General features: G+C 60.4%; 13 protein-coding genes. 4 read left to right on the forward strand and 9 right to left on the reverse strand.

The features are described 5' to 3' along the window. The 7 genes from T424_RS0115835 to T424_RS0115865 all read right to left on the reverse strand — a co-directional run. Positions 1-344: ACT domain-containing protein (locus T424_RS0115835; RefSeq protein ID WP_027488587.1), on the reverse strand; the 344-nt coding region annotated here is incomplete at its 3' end. A gap of 117 nt (positions 345-461) precedes the next feature. After that, positions 462-1,769: a type III glutamate--ammonia ligase gene (gene glnT, locus T424_RS0115840; RefSeq protein WP_027488588.1), complete on the reverse strand. Its 1,308-nt coding sequence runs from the start codon at positions 1,767-1,769 to the stop codon at positions 462-464. 189 nt (positions 1,770-1,958) lie between these two features. Then, complete coding sequence (locus T424_RS0115845) at positions 1,959-3,287, reverse strand: FMN-binding glutamate synthase family protein (RefSeq protein WP_027488589.1); 1,329 nt, start codon at positions 3,285-3,287, stop codon at positions 1,959-1,961. Between the two features lie 12 nt (positions 3,288-3,299). Beyond that, complete coding sequence (locus T424_RS0115850; protein ID WP_027488590.1) at positions 3,300-3,986, reverse strand: GltB/FmdC/FwdC-like GXGXG domain-containing protein; 687 nt, start codon at positions 3,984-3,986, stop codon at positions 3,300-3,302. A 17-nt stretch (positions 3,987-4,003) separates the two neighbouring features. Continuing rightward, a complete protein-coding gene (locus T424_RS0115855; RefSeq protein ID WP_027488591.1) occupies positions 4,004-4,909 on the reverse strand; it encodes a class II glutamine amidotransferase in 906 nt (301 codons plus the stop codon). Between the two features lie 90 nt (positions 4,910-4,999). After that, entirely contained in the window at positions 5,000-5,656 is a 657-nt protein-coding gene (locus T424_RS0115860; protein WP_027488592.1) for a helix-turn-helix domain-containing protein, read from the reverse strand. Positions 5,657-5,680: 24 nt separating this feature from the next. Beyond that, positions 5,681-6,640, reverse strand: a complete 960-nt coding sequence (locus T424_RS0115865; RefSeq protein WP_027488593.1) for a GlxA family transcriptional regulator — start codon at positions 6,638-6,640, stop codon at positions 5,681-5,683. 94 nt (positions 6,641-6,734) lie between these two features. On the opposite strand from T424_RS0115865, the gene T424_RS0115870 reads away from it, so the two are divergent. From T424_RS0115870 to T424_RS0115885, 4 genes are all read left to right on the forward strand, one after another. After that, positions 6,735-7,985, forward strand: coding sequence for a sarcosine oxidase subunit beta family protein (locus tag T424_RS0115870; RefSeq protein WP_027488594.1), 1,251 nt, complete (start codon positions 6,735-6,737; stop codon positions 7,983-7,985). A 71-nt stretch (positions 7,986-8,056) separates the two neighbouring features. Beyond that, a complete protein-coding gene (locus T424_RS0115875) occupies positions 8,057-8,326 on the forward strand; it encodes a sarcosine oxidase subunit delta (RefSeq protein WP_027488595.1) in 270 nt (89 codons plus the stop codon). Beyond that, on the forward strand, positions 8,323-11,286 hold the full coding sequence (locus T424_RS0115880; protein WP_027488596.1) for a sarcosine oxidase subunit alpha family protein: 2,964 nt from the start codon (positions 8,323-8,325) through the stop codon (positions 11,284-11,286). The genes T424_RS0115875 and T424_RS0115880 overlap by 4 nt, the downstream gene beginning before the upstream one ends. Positions 11,287-11,298: 12 nt before the next feature. Next, positions 11,299-11,829, forward strand: coding sequence for a sarcosine oxidase subunit gamma family protein (locus T424_RS0115885; RefSeq protein ID WP_027488597.1), 531 nt, complete (start codon positions 11,299-11,301; stop codon positions 11,827-11,829). A 94-nt stretch (positions 11,830-11,923) separates the two neighbouring features. On the opposite strand, the gene T424_RS0115890 is transcribed toward T424_RS0115885, so the two are convergent. Both T424_RS0115890 and T424_RS0115895 read right to left on the reverse strand, forming a co-directional pair. Continuing rightward, positions 11,924-13,000, reverse strand: a complete 1,077-nt coding sequence (locus tag T424_RS0115890) for an ABC transporter ATP-binding protein (protein ID WP_027488598.1) — start codon at positions 12,998-13,000, stop codon at positions 11,924-11,926. Positions 13,001-13,089: 89 nt separating this feature from the next. After that, the gene (locus T424_RS0115895; protein ID WP_027488599.1) at positions 13,090-13,899 is read right to left on the reverse strand and encodes an ABC transporter permease; all 810 of its coding nucleotides are present in this window, start codon (positions 13,897-13,899) and stop codon (positions 13,090-13,092) included.

Below are 13,899 nucleotides of genomic sequence, written 5' to 3' on the forward strand. Positions count from 1 at the left end.
ATGTCGATCGGCAGCGCGCCGATCTTCCAGCGATAGAGAAGATCGTTCAGGCAATGGCCGAAGCGCGACACCATCAGCAGCACCTTCATGCGCTGGCTGGCATCGTGGAAATCGACATCCATCGCAAATTTCGCGGCAATCGGCTCGAAACCCTTGACCAGCGCCTCGCGCGCCACACCCTCTTCCGAAATGAAGCTGACGCGCATGAAGAATTTGCCCGTGCCCAGATCGTCGAATTGCGAACTATCGACGATATTGCAGCCCTTTTCCGTCAGATAGCCGGAAATCGCCGCGACAATGCCGCGCGTCGAAGGACATGTCACCGTCAAAACATAGGTCTTCATCATCGTCTCCGGCGGGACGCCCGATTATTGTCCCGGTTCATGAAGGCACATGCCGCGCAAGAAGCGGCATCCTCGGGTCATGCCCGAGGATGCCGGTCGGACAAGGCATGGCGCGTGTCAGATGTCGAGTGTGGTCTGGTGTTCCCAGGCGGTGAACTGCGAGCAGTAGCCGTTCCACTCGTCCTGCTTGAGCTTGAGATAGGCCTTGGAGAAATCCAGCCCCAAAGCCGCCTGTAGTTCTGCGTCGGCCTCATAGGCACGCAGGGCGTCAAGAAGGTTGAGCGGCAGTTTGGGCGCATTCGTCACCAGATGCCCCTCCCGATACATGTCTATATCGTGATGAGGGCCCGGATCGGCATCGCTTTTCAGGCCAGAGAGGCCAGCGGCAATGATGATCGCCTGCAACAGGTAAGGATTGACGGCTCCGTCCGGCAGGCGAAGCTCGAAACGGCCAGGCCCCGGCACGCGCACCATATGGGTGCGGTTATTGCCTGTCCAGGTCACGGTGTTCGGCGCCCATGTGGCACCGGAAATGGTGCGCGGCGCGTTGATGCGCTTATAGGAATTGACCGTGGGATTGGTAACGGCTGCCAAGGCCGAGGCGTGTTTCATGATGCCGCCCAGGAAGGTCTTGCCTTTGGCAGAGAGACCAAAGGGCATGGCCTTGTCAGCGAAGGCATTGGTGCTGCCGTCGAGATCCCAGACCGAGATGTGTGCATGGCAGCCATTGCCGGTCAGGCCCTTGAACGGCTTGGGCATGAAGGTGGCCCGCAGCCCATGCTTTTCGGCTACGGATTTGACCATGAACTTGAAGAAGGAGTGCTTGTCCGCCGTCTTCAGCGCGTCGTCATATTCCCAATTCATCTCGAACTGGCCATTGGCGTCTTCATGATCGTTCTGGTAGGGCTTCCAGCCCAGTTCCAGCATATAATCGCAGATCTCGGCAATCACGTCATAGCGGCGCATCAGCGCCTGCTGATCGTAACACGGTTTTTCCGCACTATCGAATTCGTCGGATATTTTACTGCCATCGGCGGAAATCAGAAAGAATTCCGGCTCCACGCCCGTCTTGACCCGAAGTCCCATGGATGCCGCTTCTTCGACCAGCTTCTTCAGGACCACCCGCGGCGCCTGCTCCACCGGCCTGCCGTCCATCACGCAATCGGCGGCGACCCAGGCAACGTCCTTCTTCCACGGCAGCTGGATGACGGATGCTGCGTCCGGCACGGCGAAAAGGTCGGGATGGGCAGGCGTCAGATCCAGCCATGTGGCAAAACCGGCAAAGCCCGCGCCATCCTTCTGCATGTCGGCGATGGCCTCGGCCGGGACCAGCTTGGCGCGCTGGGCGCCGAACAGGTCGGTGTAGCTGATCATGAAATATTTGATGCCGCGCTCACTGGCAAATTTCACAAGATCCTGTGTCACGTCGTTCCCCTGATTTTTTGGATTTGGACACATATTAGAGCGTCTCAATGTTTCACGGAAACACTGAAATGTTCTAACTCTTTGTTTTTACGCATGTCCTGACGGAAAACCGGATTCCACTTTTCTCGGGACAATGCTATAGATGAAAAAATGTCCGCGCCCCTGGGAGGAATGCGCGGACAACTGATCTCAAAAACCGGCTTTGCCGGGATACCAACTGGTTCCGGCCAGCGGCACCTGCGCCATGGCGGCGGCTTCCATCGTCAGGGCGCAGAGGTCTTCCGGCTCCAGATTGTGCAGTCGGTTATGGCCGCAGGCGCGCGCGATCGTCTGGGCTTCCAGCGTCATCACCTTGAGATAATTGGCAAGGCGGCGACCGGCGAGAACCGGGTCGAGACGGGCGGCCAGTTCCGGGTTCTGCGTGGTGATGCCTGCCGGGTCCTTGCCTTCGTGCCAGTCGTCATAGGCGCCTGCCGTGGTGCCGAGTTGTCTGTATTCCTCTTCCCACTTCGGGTCGTTATCGCCAATGGCAACCAGCGCCGCCGTGCCGATCGCCACGGCATCGGCGCCAAGCGCCAGGGCCTTTGCCACATCCGCACCGGACCGAATGCCGCCGGAGACGATCAACTGCACCTTGCGATGCATTCCAAGATCCTGAAGGGCCTGGACGGCGGGGCGGATACAGGCAAGCGTCGGCATCCCGACATGCTCGATGAAAACATCCTGCGTGGCCGCCGTGCCACCCTGCATACCGTCCAGCACCACCACATCGGCACCGGCCTTCACCGCAAGGGCCGTGTCGTAATAGGGTCTTGCGCCGCCCACCTTCACGTAGATCGGCTTTTCCCAATCGGTGATTTCACGCAGTTCGAGGATCTTGATTTCCAGATCGTCCGGGCCGGTCCAGTCCGGGTGGCGGCAGGCAGAACGCTGATCGATGCCCTTGGGAAGGTTGCGCATATTGGCCACGCGATCGGAAATCTTCTGGCCAAGCAGCATTCCGCCACCGCCGGGCTTTGCGCCCTGGCCCACGACCACTTCGATGGCGTCGGCGCGGCGCAGGTCTTTCGGGTTCATGCCATAGCGCGACGGCAGATATTGATAGACCAGGGTCTGGCTATGGCCGCGCTCTTCATCGGTCATGCCGCCATCGCCCGTTGTGGTGGACGTACCGGCCAGCGTTGCGCCGCGTCCAAGCGCTTCCTTGGCATTGCCGGAAAGTGCGCCGAAGCTCATGCCGGCAATGGTGATCGGAACCTTCAGATGGATTGGCTTCCTGGCAAAGCGCGTGCCGAGAACGACGGACGTATCGCATTTTTCGCGATAGCCTTCCAGCGGGTAGCGGGAAATCGAGGCACCGAGAAACAGCAGGTCGTCGAAATGCGGCACCTTCCGCTTCGTGCCGGCGCCACGAATATCATAAATGCCGGTGGCGGCGGCGCGGCGGATTTCCGCCAGGGTGTAATCGTCGAAGGTCGCGGATTTGCGCGGCGGCGTATTGGGGTTGTGATAGCTCATTTTCTGCTCCGCTCAATACGCTTCGGCATTGTCGATATTGAAGTTGTAAAGCTTGCGGGCCGAGCCATAGCGCTTGAACTCTTCCGGCTTCACACCGGTCACGCCCGCCTTTTCCAGAAGTTCGGCCAGCTTTTCCAGATGCTCCGGCTTCATCTGTTTTTCGACGCAATCGGCACCGAGGCTCTTGACCGTGCCACGCACGAAAAGCTTGGCCTCGTAAAGCGAATCTCCCAGCGCCTCGCCCGCATCTCCCAGCACGACGAGATGGCCGGACTGCCCCATGAAAGCAGACATGTGGCCGATGGAACCGTGGACGACAATATCGATCCCCTTCATCGAGATGCCGCAGCGCGATGCCGCATTGCCCTTGATGACCAACAGCCCGCCGCGCCCGGTAGCACCGGCATATTGCGAGGCGTCGCCTTCGATGACGACCGTTCCCGACATCATGTTTTCCGCCACGCCGGGACCTGCCGAGCCATGCACGGTAACGGTGCCGCCGTCGTTCATGCCAGCGCAGTAGTAGCCGACCGAGCCCTTCACCTCCACGGTGACGGGACTGTCGATGCCAACGGCGACCGCGTGATGGCCGCGCGGATTGCGGATCTCGAAATTCGTATCGTTTGCCCCCGATGTAACCGCGTGAAGGGCGCTGTTCAGCTCGCGCAACGGAGTTTGGGAGAGGTCGAAGACAGGCATGGTTATCCTCTTGCGTTTCAGGCCGCCTTGGCGTGATCCCAGAAATAGACGGTGGCCGGTTCAGGCTCCCAGACGCGGGCATTCTCGATGCCCGGCAGGTTGACCAGCGCCCGATATTCGGAGCCGAAAGCCACGTATTGATCCGTCTCGGCCATGACGGCAGGCTTGCAGGCAATCGGATCGCGCAGCACGCCAAACCCTGTGCGGGTGCCGACAACGAAGGTAAAGAAGCCATCAAGGTCGGAAAGCGCGCCGGTCAGCGCCTCGCCCAGATCCTTCCCCTTCTCCATTTCCGAGGTGAGATAAGCGGCGGCCACTTCAGAATCGTTCTGGGTCTCGAATTGCATTCCCTGGCGGATCAGCTCACGGCGCAGATTGTTGTGGTTGGAGAGCGAGCCGTTATGCACCAGGCACTGGTCGGGGCCAGTGGAAAAGGGATGAGCGCCCAGCGTGGTGACGGCACTTTCCGTTGCCATGCGGGTATGGCCGATGCCGTGCGTGCCGCCCATGGTGCGGACACCGAAACGCGCAACGACATCCTTCGGCAGACCGATTTCCTTGAAAATCTCGACGCTTTCACCAGCCCCCATGATACGGATGGAGGGGCGGATACCAGCCAGCGCTTCGCGCACTCCGGCCACCTTGTCGGACGCCACTTCGATGACCGCATGGGTGCTTTTCACCGTGACGGAGGCGGCAAAACCGGCCTTGGCCAGCGCCTCTTCCAGCCCTGCGAAATCCGCCTGCGGCGTGGCGGACTGAACCGTCACCTTGCCCTTGCCGGACCCCGCGCCGCCATAAATGGCGATGCCGGCGGAATCGGGTCCGCGATCCGTCATGGTGATCAGCATATCGGACAACAGATTGCCTAGCTGAGGTTCGAGACTCTTGTCCTTCAGGAACAATCCAACAATGCCGCACATGGCCGCCATCTCCGTTTCTCGATGGAGATATGGCTATCACCGGCAAAACGCTAAATCAACCCTCAGGAATATTTTTTTCCTCTTAGGCAACTATTTCTGTTGCGGGTATGAAATGATCGACAGGTAGCGGGCGGGTAATTTCACCAGCTGCTCCGGTCCGTGCGGCGCGTCGGCATCGAAAAACAGGCTGTCGCCCGGCTGCATCGGATAAAGTTTCTCCCCATGGCGATAGACCACCTCGCCTTCCAGCATGTAGAGAAACTCCATCCCCTCGTGCTGGAAGGTCGGAAACACATCGGACTCGGTGTTCAGCGAGATAAGATAGGGCTCCACGGTCACGCCGGATGTGTTGTTTTCGATATGGCCCAGCAGACTGTAATGATGCCCGGCACGGGTGCCACGCCGTTCCAGATGCACGCCCTCGCCGGCCTTTACGAAGCTTGCGCTGCGTGGTTCCTCATAGCCCTTGAAGAAAGCGGTAATCGGCACGCCAAGTGCTGTGGAAAGCGATTGCAACGTTCCAAGCGAGGCGGAGATATTGCCATTTTCGATCTTCGACAACATGCCCACCGACATGCCGGTGGCAGCGGCCACATCGGCCACCGTCAGGCCGAGTTTCTTTCGGAAGGTGCGCACCTCGTGGCCGATCGCCATTTCCAGATTGTTGGCGCGTGGCTCGCGGACCGCATGTGGGTCTTGCGCCAGCGCCAGTTTCGCGGCGCGCTCCGACTTGCTGTCCTTGACCATTCTAGCTTCCACCTGATTCTGAACTTACGACTTTCTAATCGATTTCGGCTGCATTCCAAAATGCGCACGGAAGGCCCGCGAAAAATGCGAGCTGCTGGAAAAGCCGGTAGCAAAGGCAATCTCGGAAACCGACAGGGGGCTTTGCTCCAGCAGCTTGCGGGCATGGGTCAGGCGAATGGCGCGGTAACGCTCCAGAAATGTCGTGGCGAGTTCGCTGGCGAACAACCGGTCCAGATGGCGGGGTGTAACAGCGGCCAGCCGCGCCATGGCCTGCCGGGAAAGCGGGTTCTCAATAGTGCTTTCCATGGCCTCCAGCACAGCCACCAGTGCGGGATGCCGCGTGCCGAAACGGTCCTGGCTGGCGCTGCGCTGCGGGCCTTCAGGCTCGGCGACTGCCGTATGCAGGTACCAGTCCACCACCCGTGTGGCAAAGGCGGCGCCCAGGCGTTCGGCAATCAGCGCGTGCATCATATCCAGCGCCGCCACCCCGCCACCGCAGGTGATCCGCTCGCCGTCCAGCACATAACGGGCCTGTTTCGGCTGCCGCTCGGGAAAGGCTTCCGCCAAGGCTGCGGCATATTCCCAGTGGATGGTGAAGGCATGATGGTCCAGCAATCCCGCCTGCGCGAGCAGATAGGAACCGCCCGAAATCCCGCCAAGCCGCACCCCCTGCCGTGAAAGCCGCCGCACATGCGGATAGGCGGCGGCGACAGAGTGCCAGTCAGAGGGATTGCCGCCGGCCACGACGAAGAGGGTGTGGAGGGGATATGGTACGTCCGCAAGCGTTCTGCACGGCACGGCCAGACCGCAGGACGCCACCACCGGCGCCCCATCCACCGAAAGCGGCACCACCTCGTAAAGCGGGCTCTGCGCCAGAAGATTGGCGGCCCGCAGCGGCTCGGTCGCCGAGGCATAGGACATCAGCGCAAAATTCGGCGTCAGTAGAAAGCCGATGGTCTGGGTGGCGGAAGAGACGTGTGACATGTCTCGATTTTATCTCTGAATGTCTCATTCATGCAATTCCATTTCTCCAAACTGTAACAGTCTCTCCGCATCTTCATGACAAGAGACCGAGGCGATGCGCTTTTCCGCTCTTTCCATTCTTCTGAACGGCCTTCGCGGCAATCGTCACTGGTCCGCCCATTGGCGGCAGCCGGAGCCGAAACCGCATTATGACGTGGTGATTGTCGGGGGCGGTGGGCATGGGTTGGCGACAGCCTATTATCTCTCCAGGGTCTTCGGCATCGAAAACATTGCCGTGCTGGAAAAGGGCTATGTCGGGTCAGGCAATGTCGGACGCAACACCACCATCATCCGCTCCAACTACCTCCTGCCGGGCAATAATCCGTTCTACGAATTCTCCATGAAACTCTGGGAAGGATTGGAACAGGATTTCAATTTCAACGCCATGGTTTCCCAGCGCGGCGTGCTGAACCTTTACCATTCCGATGCGCAGCGGGATGCCTACACCCGGCGCGGCAATGCCATGCGTCTGCATGGCGTGGATGCAGAACTGCTGGACAGGGCTGAGGTGCAGGCCATGCTGCCCTTCTTCGATTACGAAAACGCCCGTTTCCCCATTCAGGGCGGCCTGTTGCAACGGCGCGGCGGCACAGTGCGCCATGATGCCGTGGCCTGGGGCTATGCGCGCGGCGCCGATAGCCGCGGAGTTGACATTATCCAGAATTGCGAGGTGACAGGCATTCGCCGTGAAAACGGCAAGGCAACTGGCGTGGAAACGACACGCGGCTTCATCGGCTGCGGTAAGCTGGCCTTGGCGGCGGCCGGAAATTCTTCGCAGGTCGCACAGATGGCCGGGCTGAAGCTGCCCATGGAAAGCCACGTTCTTCAGGCCTTTGTCTCCGAGGGGCTGAAGCCGTTCATCGATGGGGTCGTCACCTTCGGTGCAGGGCATTTCTATGTGTCCCAGTCCGATAAGGGCGGTCTCGTGTTCGGCGGCGACATCGATGGCTATAACTCTTATGCCCAGCGCGGAAATCTTGCCACCGTCGAACATGTGGCAGAGGCTGGCAAGGCCATGATCCCGGCCCTGTCGCGCATCCGGGTGCTGCGATCCTGGGGCGGGGTGATGGACATGTCGATGGATGGATCGCCGATCATCGACAAGGTGCATCTCGACAATCTCTATCTCAATTCCGGCTGGTGCTATGGCGGCTTCAAAGCCACGCCCGCCTCCGGCTATTGCTTTGCCCACCTGATCGCCAGGGGCGAACCGCATGAGACCGCCCGTGCCTTCCGGCTGGATCGCTTCGCGCGCGGATACGTGATCGACGAAAAGGGCCAGGGTGCCCAGCCGAATCTTCATTAGCGCATTTGCAGCAAAACCGTGCAGCGGTTTTGCGTCCGGAAATGCCTGAGAAATCTTAGGGTCAAAACTCAATGGCAAGTCTTATCCCCTGCCCCCATTGCGGCCTGCGGCCGAGGGAAGAATTCACCGTCAAGGGCGCGGCGCTGTCACGGCCCGATCCTCAGGCCGGGCCGGACGTCTGGTTCGACCATGTTTATCTGCGCGACAACCCGCGTGGCGCCTACGAGGAATATTGGCACCATACATCCGGCTGCCGCCGCTGGCTGGTGGTGAGCCGCGACACGGCAAGCCATGAGGTGCATGGCGCACGCGATGCCGCCCAAAAGGAGGCCGCAGAATGACCTCTTCCCGTCTATCCAAAGGTGGCCTGATCGACCGAAGCAAGGTGGTGAATTTCACCTTTGACGGCAAAAAGTACCGGGGCGCCTCAGGCGACACGCTGGCCTCGGCGCTTCTGGCCAATGGCGTGCAACTGGTGGGCCGCAGCTTCAAATATCACCGCCCGCGCGGCATTCTCACAGCAGGGGCTGCCGAACCCAATGCACTTGTCACGATTGGCTGTGGGGGCCGCTCCGAACCCAACACCCGCGCCACCATGCAGGAACTTTACGAAGGGCTGGAAGCGCAAAGCCAGAACCGCTGGCCAAGTCTCGAGCGCGACATCGGCGCAGTGAACGGCCTGCTCTCGCCTTTTCTGAGCGCTGGCTTTTACTACAAGACCTTCATGTGGCCGGGAAAGCTCTGGGAAAAGCTCTACGAACCCTTCATCCGCAAGGCAGCAGGGCTGGGCAAGGCAAGCCACGAGGCCGATCCGGACGCCTACGAGAAATGCTGGGCGCATTGCGATCTGCTGGTGATTGGCGGCGGCATTGCCGGCCTTGCAGCCGCACTCACCGCAGGCCGCGCCGGTGCGCGGGTGATGCTGGTGGACGAGAATGCCCGTCTCGGCGGCGGCTTGCTGGCTGAAACGGCGCTGATTGACGGAAAAGCCGCCTCCGACTGGGTATTGGAGGCGAATGCAGAACTGGAAAGTCTGCCGAATGTGGAGGTTCTCCCCCGCGCCACCGCCTTTGGCTGGTATGATGGCAATGTCTTTGGCGTGGTGGAGCGGGTGCAGAAGCATGTGGCCCTTACCGCCGCCCATCGCCCGGTCGAGCGCCTGTGGCGGATCATTGCGCGGCAAGCCATTCTCGCAACCGGCGCGGAAGAGCGCCCGCTGGTCTTTGGCGGCAATGATATTCCAGGCGTCATGATGGCGGGTGCCATGCGCAGCTATCTCAACCAGTTTGGCGTGGCACCGGGCAGGAAAACCGCAATTTTCACCAGTAATGACAGCGGCTATGCCCTTGCCGCCGATCTCGAAGCCGCAGGCCTTGAGGTGGCGGCGCTGATCGACAGCCGCCGCGAGGCGGCGACCCCATGGGCAGGCAAGGCGCGGCTGGTGCGCGGCGGCTTCGTCTCCGATGCCTATGGCGGCAAGGCGCTGACGGGCATCGACCTTTGGCGCGAGGGGCAGACCGAGCGGCTGGAGGTCGATGCGCTGGCAGTGTCGGGCGGTTTCTCGCCCATCATTCATCTCGCCTGCCATCGCGGCGGCAAGCCGGTCTGGTCGGATGAACATGGTGCCTTTCTCGCCCCCGCCGGCCTGAAGGGCCTGACGCTGGCCGGTGCGGTGAAAGGAGAATGCGCGCTGGCGGCGGCGATGGCCTCCGGGGTTGAAAGCGCGCAAGAGGTGCTGGCGCGGCTTGGCTTTTCTTCTCCGGCATTGGCAAGCCCGATCATCGAGCAAGCCTATCCGGCGCATCCTGCCAAGCCGCTCTTCACAATTCCCGGCGTCAAAACAAAAGCCTTCGTGGACTTCCAGAATGACGTCGCCCGCTCCGATCTCGGCCTTGCCGTGCAGGAAGGCTATGGCCATGTGGAACTGGCCAAGCGCTACACCACCAACGGCATGGCGACCGATCAGGGCAAGCTTTCCAATGTCAATGCCATCGGCCTCTTGGCCGAAGCCCGTCATCTCTCCCCTGCCGAGGTCGGCACCACAACCTTCCGGCCCTTTTACACACCCGTATCCTTCGGGGTCCTGGCGGGAACCTCGCATGGCAAGCATTTCCAGCCGGTGCGCAAATCGCCCCTGCATGACTGGGCGGCGAAAAATGGCGCAACCTTCGTGGAGACGGGCCTGTGGTATCGCTCGGCCTGGTTTGCGCGGCCCGGCGAAACCGGCTGGCGTGAAAGCGTGGATCGGGAGGTGAAGAATGTCCGCCGCAATGCCGGGATCTGCGATGTCTCGATGCTGGGCAAGATCGAAATATCCGGCGCGGATGCTGCGGAGTTTCTGGATCGGGTTTATTGCAACGCCTTCCTGAAACTGCCGGTCGGCAAGGCGCGATATGGCCTGATGCTGCGGGACGACGGTTTCATCTATGATGACGGCACAACGAGCCGCCTCAGCGAAGATTGTTATTTCATGACCACCACCACAGCCTATGCGGCTGGCGTGATGAACCATCTGGAATTCTGCGCACAGGCTCTGTGGCCGGAACTGGACGTGCGGCTTGCTTCCGTGACCGATCAATGGGCACAGATGGCATTAGCGGGTCCAAATTCCCGCGCCATCATGCAGGAGATCGTCGATGAGGACATTTCCAACGATGCGTTTTCTTACCTTGGGGCAAAGGAAGTCTCCCTTTTCGGCGGACGGCTGAAGGGGCGGCTATTTCGCATCTCCTTCTCCGGCGAACTGGCCTATGAACTGGCCGTACCCGCTGATTTCGGGGAGGCGACTGCTGACGCCCTGATGGAAAGAGGCAAGCCGCATGGGTTGATGCCCTATGGCATCGAGGCGCTTTCCGTGCTGCGCATCGAGAAGGGCCATGTGACCCATAACGAAATCAACGGCACCGTGGTGCCCGCCGATCTCGGCTTCGGCAAGATGGTGTCGCAGGCAAAACCGGACTTCATCGGCAAGCATATGCTGTCACGCGAAGGATTGAGGGATCCGGAGCGCCCGCAACTGGTTGGCGTGCTGCCGGTCGATCCGGCCAACAGCTTCCGCACCGGTTCGCATATCCTGAATAAGGATGCCGCCGCGTCGCTGGAAAACGATCAGGGTTATATCACGTCTTCCTGCTTCTCGCCGCATCTGGGCTCCACCATCGGGCTGGCGCTCGTCAAGGGTGGCGCATCGCGACATGGCGAGAAGGTGCAGATCTGGAACGCACTGCGCAATGAATATGCAGAGGGACAGCTGGTCAGCCCGGTTTTCGTCGATCCCGCCCATGAAAAGCTGAAGCGCTGAGGAAGAGCGAGCATGACGGAATTTCAGATCATTCCCCGCCCGGCACTGTCACAAAAGCAGAGCCTCAACCGTCATGGCGTCGAAATCGAAGCCTTGCGGACAGGAACCGTCCTGCAATTGCTCGGTCGCTACGCACCGGACGCCGTGGCTGTCGTGACGGAGGACGTCCTGCCATCAGGGCTTTCTCTGCGCAGCTTCTCTCCCGGTCAGTGGTTCGCAGTCGGTTCCGACCCGCTGCCAGAAGATGAAATGCAAGCCCTTGCGCTTCGCCTCAAGTCAAAAGCCGACATTGTGGACCAGAGCCACGGGCGCGTCCGGATTTTGCTGCGCGGCTTCAACGCAAGGCGCGTTCTGGCCAAGGGCACCGCCCTCGATCTCGATCCACGGGTCTTTCCGGTCGGCGCATCCGCCCCGACACTGATCGGCCATATCGGCGCGCATGTCACATGTGTGGAAAAGGATGCCATCGAACTTATGGTGCTGCGCAGCTTTGCCGAAAGCCTTTGGCACGATCTCGACCAGATGAGCCTGGAATTCAGCTGATCCCTTGAAAGCGCTGATGCGCTTTTCTTTTTGAAGCATAATCCTGTCGAGCGCGGGCGCAAGAAGCCGCTCGCGCCCAAGGCGCGCCTTTCACTCAGCTTGCGAACACATGCGCTGCACCCGCTTCGAAGCACAGCCACACAGGCATTCCGCGTTCGATCCCCGACATCACCTCGCTGCCGAAAGGCACCCGGACCGAAACAGGCGTGTCTCCGGCCAGCCGTGTCGCAACATGGATATTGTTGCCGAGGAAGGTGATGTCTTCAACCGTGGCCGCCAGGGCCTGTTCGCGCTTCTGCCGTGAGAGGGAAATCCGCTCCGGACGCAGCATCAGTTGCGCCGCGCTACGCTCCGCGCCGACGCCATGCAACGGCACATCCGGCACGATCAGATCCCGACCGACGGATATGTCGGCCTTGCCATGGCGGGACGTCACCACCTCGCAGGGAATGAAGTCGCTGTCGCCGATGAATTCCGCCACGAACCGCGTGGAGGGATTGGAATAGAGCTGCTCGCCCGTGCCGATCTGGTCTATGACGCCTTTCGAGAATACCGAAATCCGATCGGAAAGGCGCAGCGCCTCTTCCTGGTCATGCGTCACGTAGAGGATCGTGACCTCCGTCTGCTGGTGAATGCGACGGATTTCGAACTGGATTTCCTCCCGCAGCTTCTTGTCCAGTGCCGATAGCGGCTCGTCCATCAGAAGAACCGGTGGATCATAGGCCAGCGCGCGGGCAAGCGCCACCCGCTGCTGCTGGCCGCCGGACATCCGGGCGGGCTTGCGATCCTCAAAGCCGTCCAGCCGCACGAGCGATAGCATTTTGCGCACGCGCGCCGTAATATCGGCTTTCTGCCAGCCCCTTACCTTCAAGGGAAAGGCGATGTTCTCGCCCACGGAGAGGTGCGGAAACAGCGTGTAACGCTGGAAGACCATACCGATATTGCGTCGATGGGAAGGGGTTTCGAGAAGCGTTTTTCCTTCCAGCAGAATATCGCCGCGGGTCGGCTGATCAAACCCGGCAAGGATGTAGAGCGTCGTGCTCTTTCCCGAACCGGACGGTCCTAGAAAGGTCATGAACTCGCCGCGTCCGACATTCAGCGTCACGTCGTGAACAGCCACGACCGGGCCATATTCCTTGCGAATGTTGCGGATTTCAAGAAACGGCGTCATTCCTTCATTCCTTTTCCTGGTAGATTTTCCGAAAGGGCGGAACCCGGCCTTCCGCGCGAAAACGCCTCAAAACAGCTCGTTGGCGTCTTTCACTGTTTGCGTGAGGCAATGAAACGCTCCAGCGCGGCGGCCAGAAGCATCAAAAGCAGCGTGATGAGGATGAGCAGCGTCGATGCGGCTGCAATGACGGGCGTCAGGTCCTGACGAAGCGTTGACCAGATCTTCACCGGCAGCGTTTGCAGCGTGGGGCTTGCCATGAAAATCGCCAGAACCACCTCATCCCAGGATGTGAGGAAGGAGAAGATGGCGGCAGAAAAAATGCCATGGCTGATACAGGGCAAGGTGATGCGGATGCGCGCCTGAAGCGGTGATGCACCACAGAGAACGGCTGCATCCTCGATCGACTTGTCGAAACCTTCGAGTGCGCCGGTCAGGGCGAGAATGGAAAATGGCAGGGCGACGATCAGATGCGCGATGACGAAGCCGAACGTCGTTCCGGCAAGCCCGAGCTTCAGGAAAAAGGCATAGAGCGCGACCGCCAGCACCACCACTGGCAGGATCATCGGCGTCATGAACAGGGCGCGCAGCGTGTTGCGGCCGATGAAGCTGCCCCTCACCAGGCCGAAGGACGCGACAAGGCCGATCAGGACGGAAAGCACCGTAACGATGACCGCGATACGAAAGCTGGTCCAGGCCGATTCCAGCCATCGCGGATCGGAAAACAGCGCAGCGTACCATTTCGTGGTCCAGGCTGGCGGTGGAAAGATCAGCCATTGCGAAGACCCGAAGGAAAGTGCCGCAATGAAAAGGATCGGCAGCAGCAGGAAGGCCGAGGTCAAGGTGGTGATGCCAATCAGCAACCACTTCCAGCTGCCCAGCGTATTGAAGTTCAAAAGCAT

The sequence above is a fragment of the Allorhizobium undicola ORS 992 = ATCC 700741 genome, assembly GCF_000621665.1.
Lineage (GTDB): Bacteria > Pseudomonadota > Alphaproteobacteria > Rhizobiales > Rhizobiaceae > Allorhizobium > Allorhizobium undicola.

What these genes read in the sequence shown, in the direction of transcription:
- T424_RS0115845 (WP_027488589.1), bottom strand. Translation starts at nt 3,287, where the DNA reads ATGAGCTATCACAACCCCAATACGCCGCCGCGCAAATCCGCGACCTTC.
- T424_RS0115850 (WP_027488590.1), bottom strand. Translation starts at nt 3,986, where the DNA reads ATGCCTGTCTTCGACCTCTCCCAAACTCCGTTGCGCGAGCTGAACAGC.
- T424_RS0115855 (WP_027488591.1), bottom strand. Translation starts at nt 4,909, where the DNA reads ATGTGCGGCATTGTTGGATTGTTCCTGAAGGACAAGAGTCTCGAACCT.
- T424_RS0115860 (WP_027488592.1), bottom strand. Translation starts at nt 5,656, where the DNA reads ATGGTCAAGGACAGCAAGTCGGAGCGCGCCGCGAAACTGGCGCTGGCG.
- T424_RS0115865 (WP_027488593.1), bottom strand. Translation starts at nt 6,640, where the DNA reads ATGTCACACGTCTCTTCCGCCACCCAGACCATCGGCTTTCTACTGACG.
- T424_RS0115870 (WP_027488594.1), top strand. Translation starts at nt 6,735, where the DNA reads ATGCGCTTTTCCGCTCTTTCCATTCTTCTGAACGGCCTTCGCGGCAAT.
- T424_RS0115875 (WP_027488595.1), top strand. Translation starts at nt 8,057, where the DNA reads ATGGCAAGTCTTATCCCCTGCCCCCATTGCGGCCTGCGGCCGAGGGAA.
- T424_RS0115880 (WP_027488596.1), top strand. Translation starts at nt 8,323, where the DNA reads ATGACCTCTTCCCGTCTATCCAAAGGTGGCCTGATCGACCGAAGCAAG.
- T424_RS0115885 (WP_027488597.1), top strand. Translation starts at nt 11,299, where the DNA reads ATGACGGAATTTCAGATCATTCCCCGCCCGGCACTGTCACAAAAGCAG.
- T424_RS0115890 (WP_027488598.1), bottom strand. Translation starts at nt 13,000, where the DNA reads ATGACGCCGTTTCTTGAAATCCGCAACATTCGCAAGGAATATGGCCCG.
- T424_RS0115895 (WP_027488599.1), bottom strand. Translation starts at nt 13,899, where the DNA reads ATGCTTTTGAACTTCAATACGCTGGGCAGCTGGAAGTGGTTGCTGATT.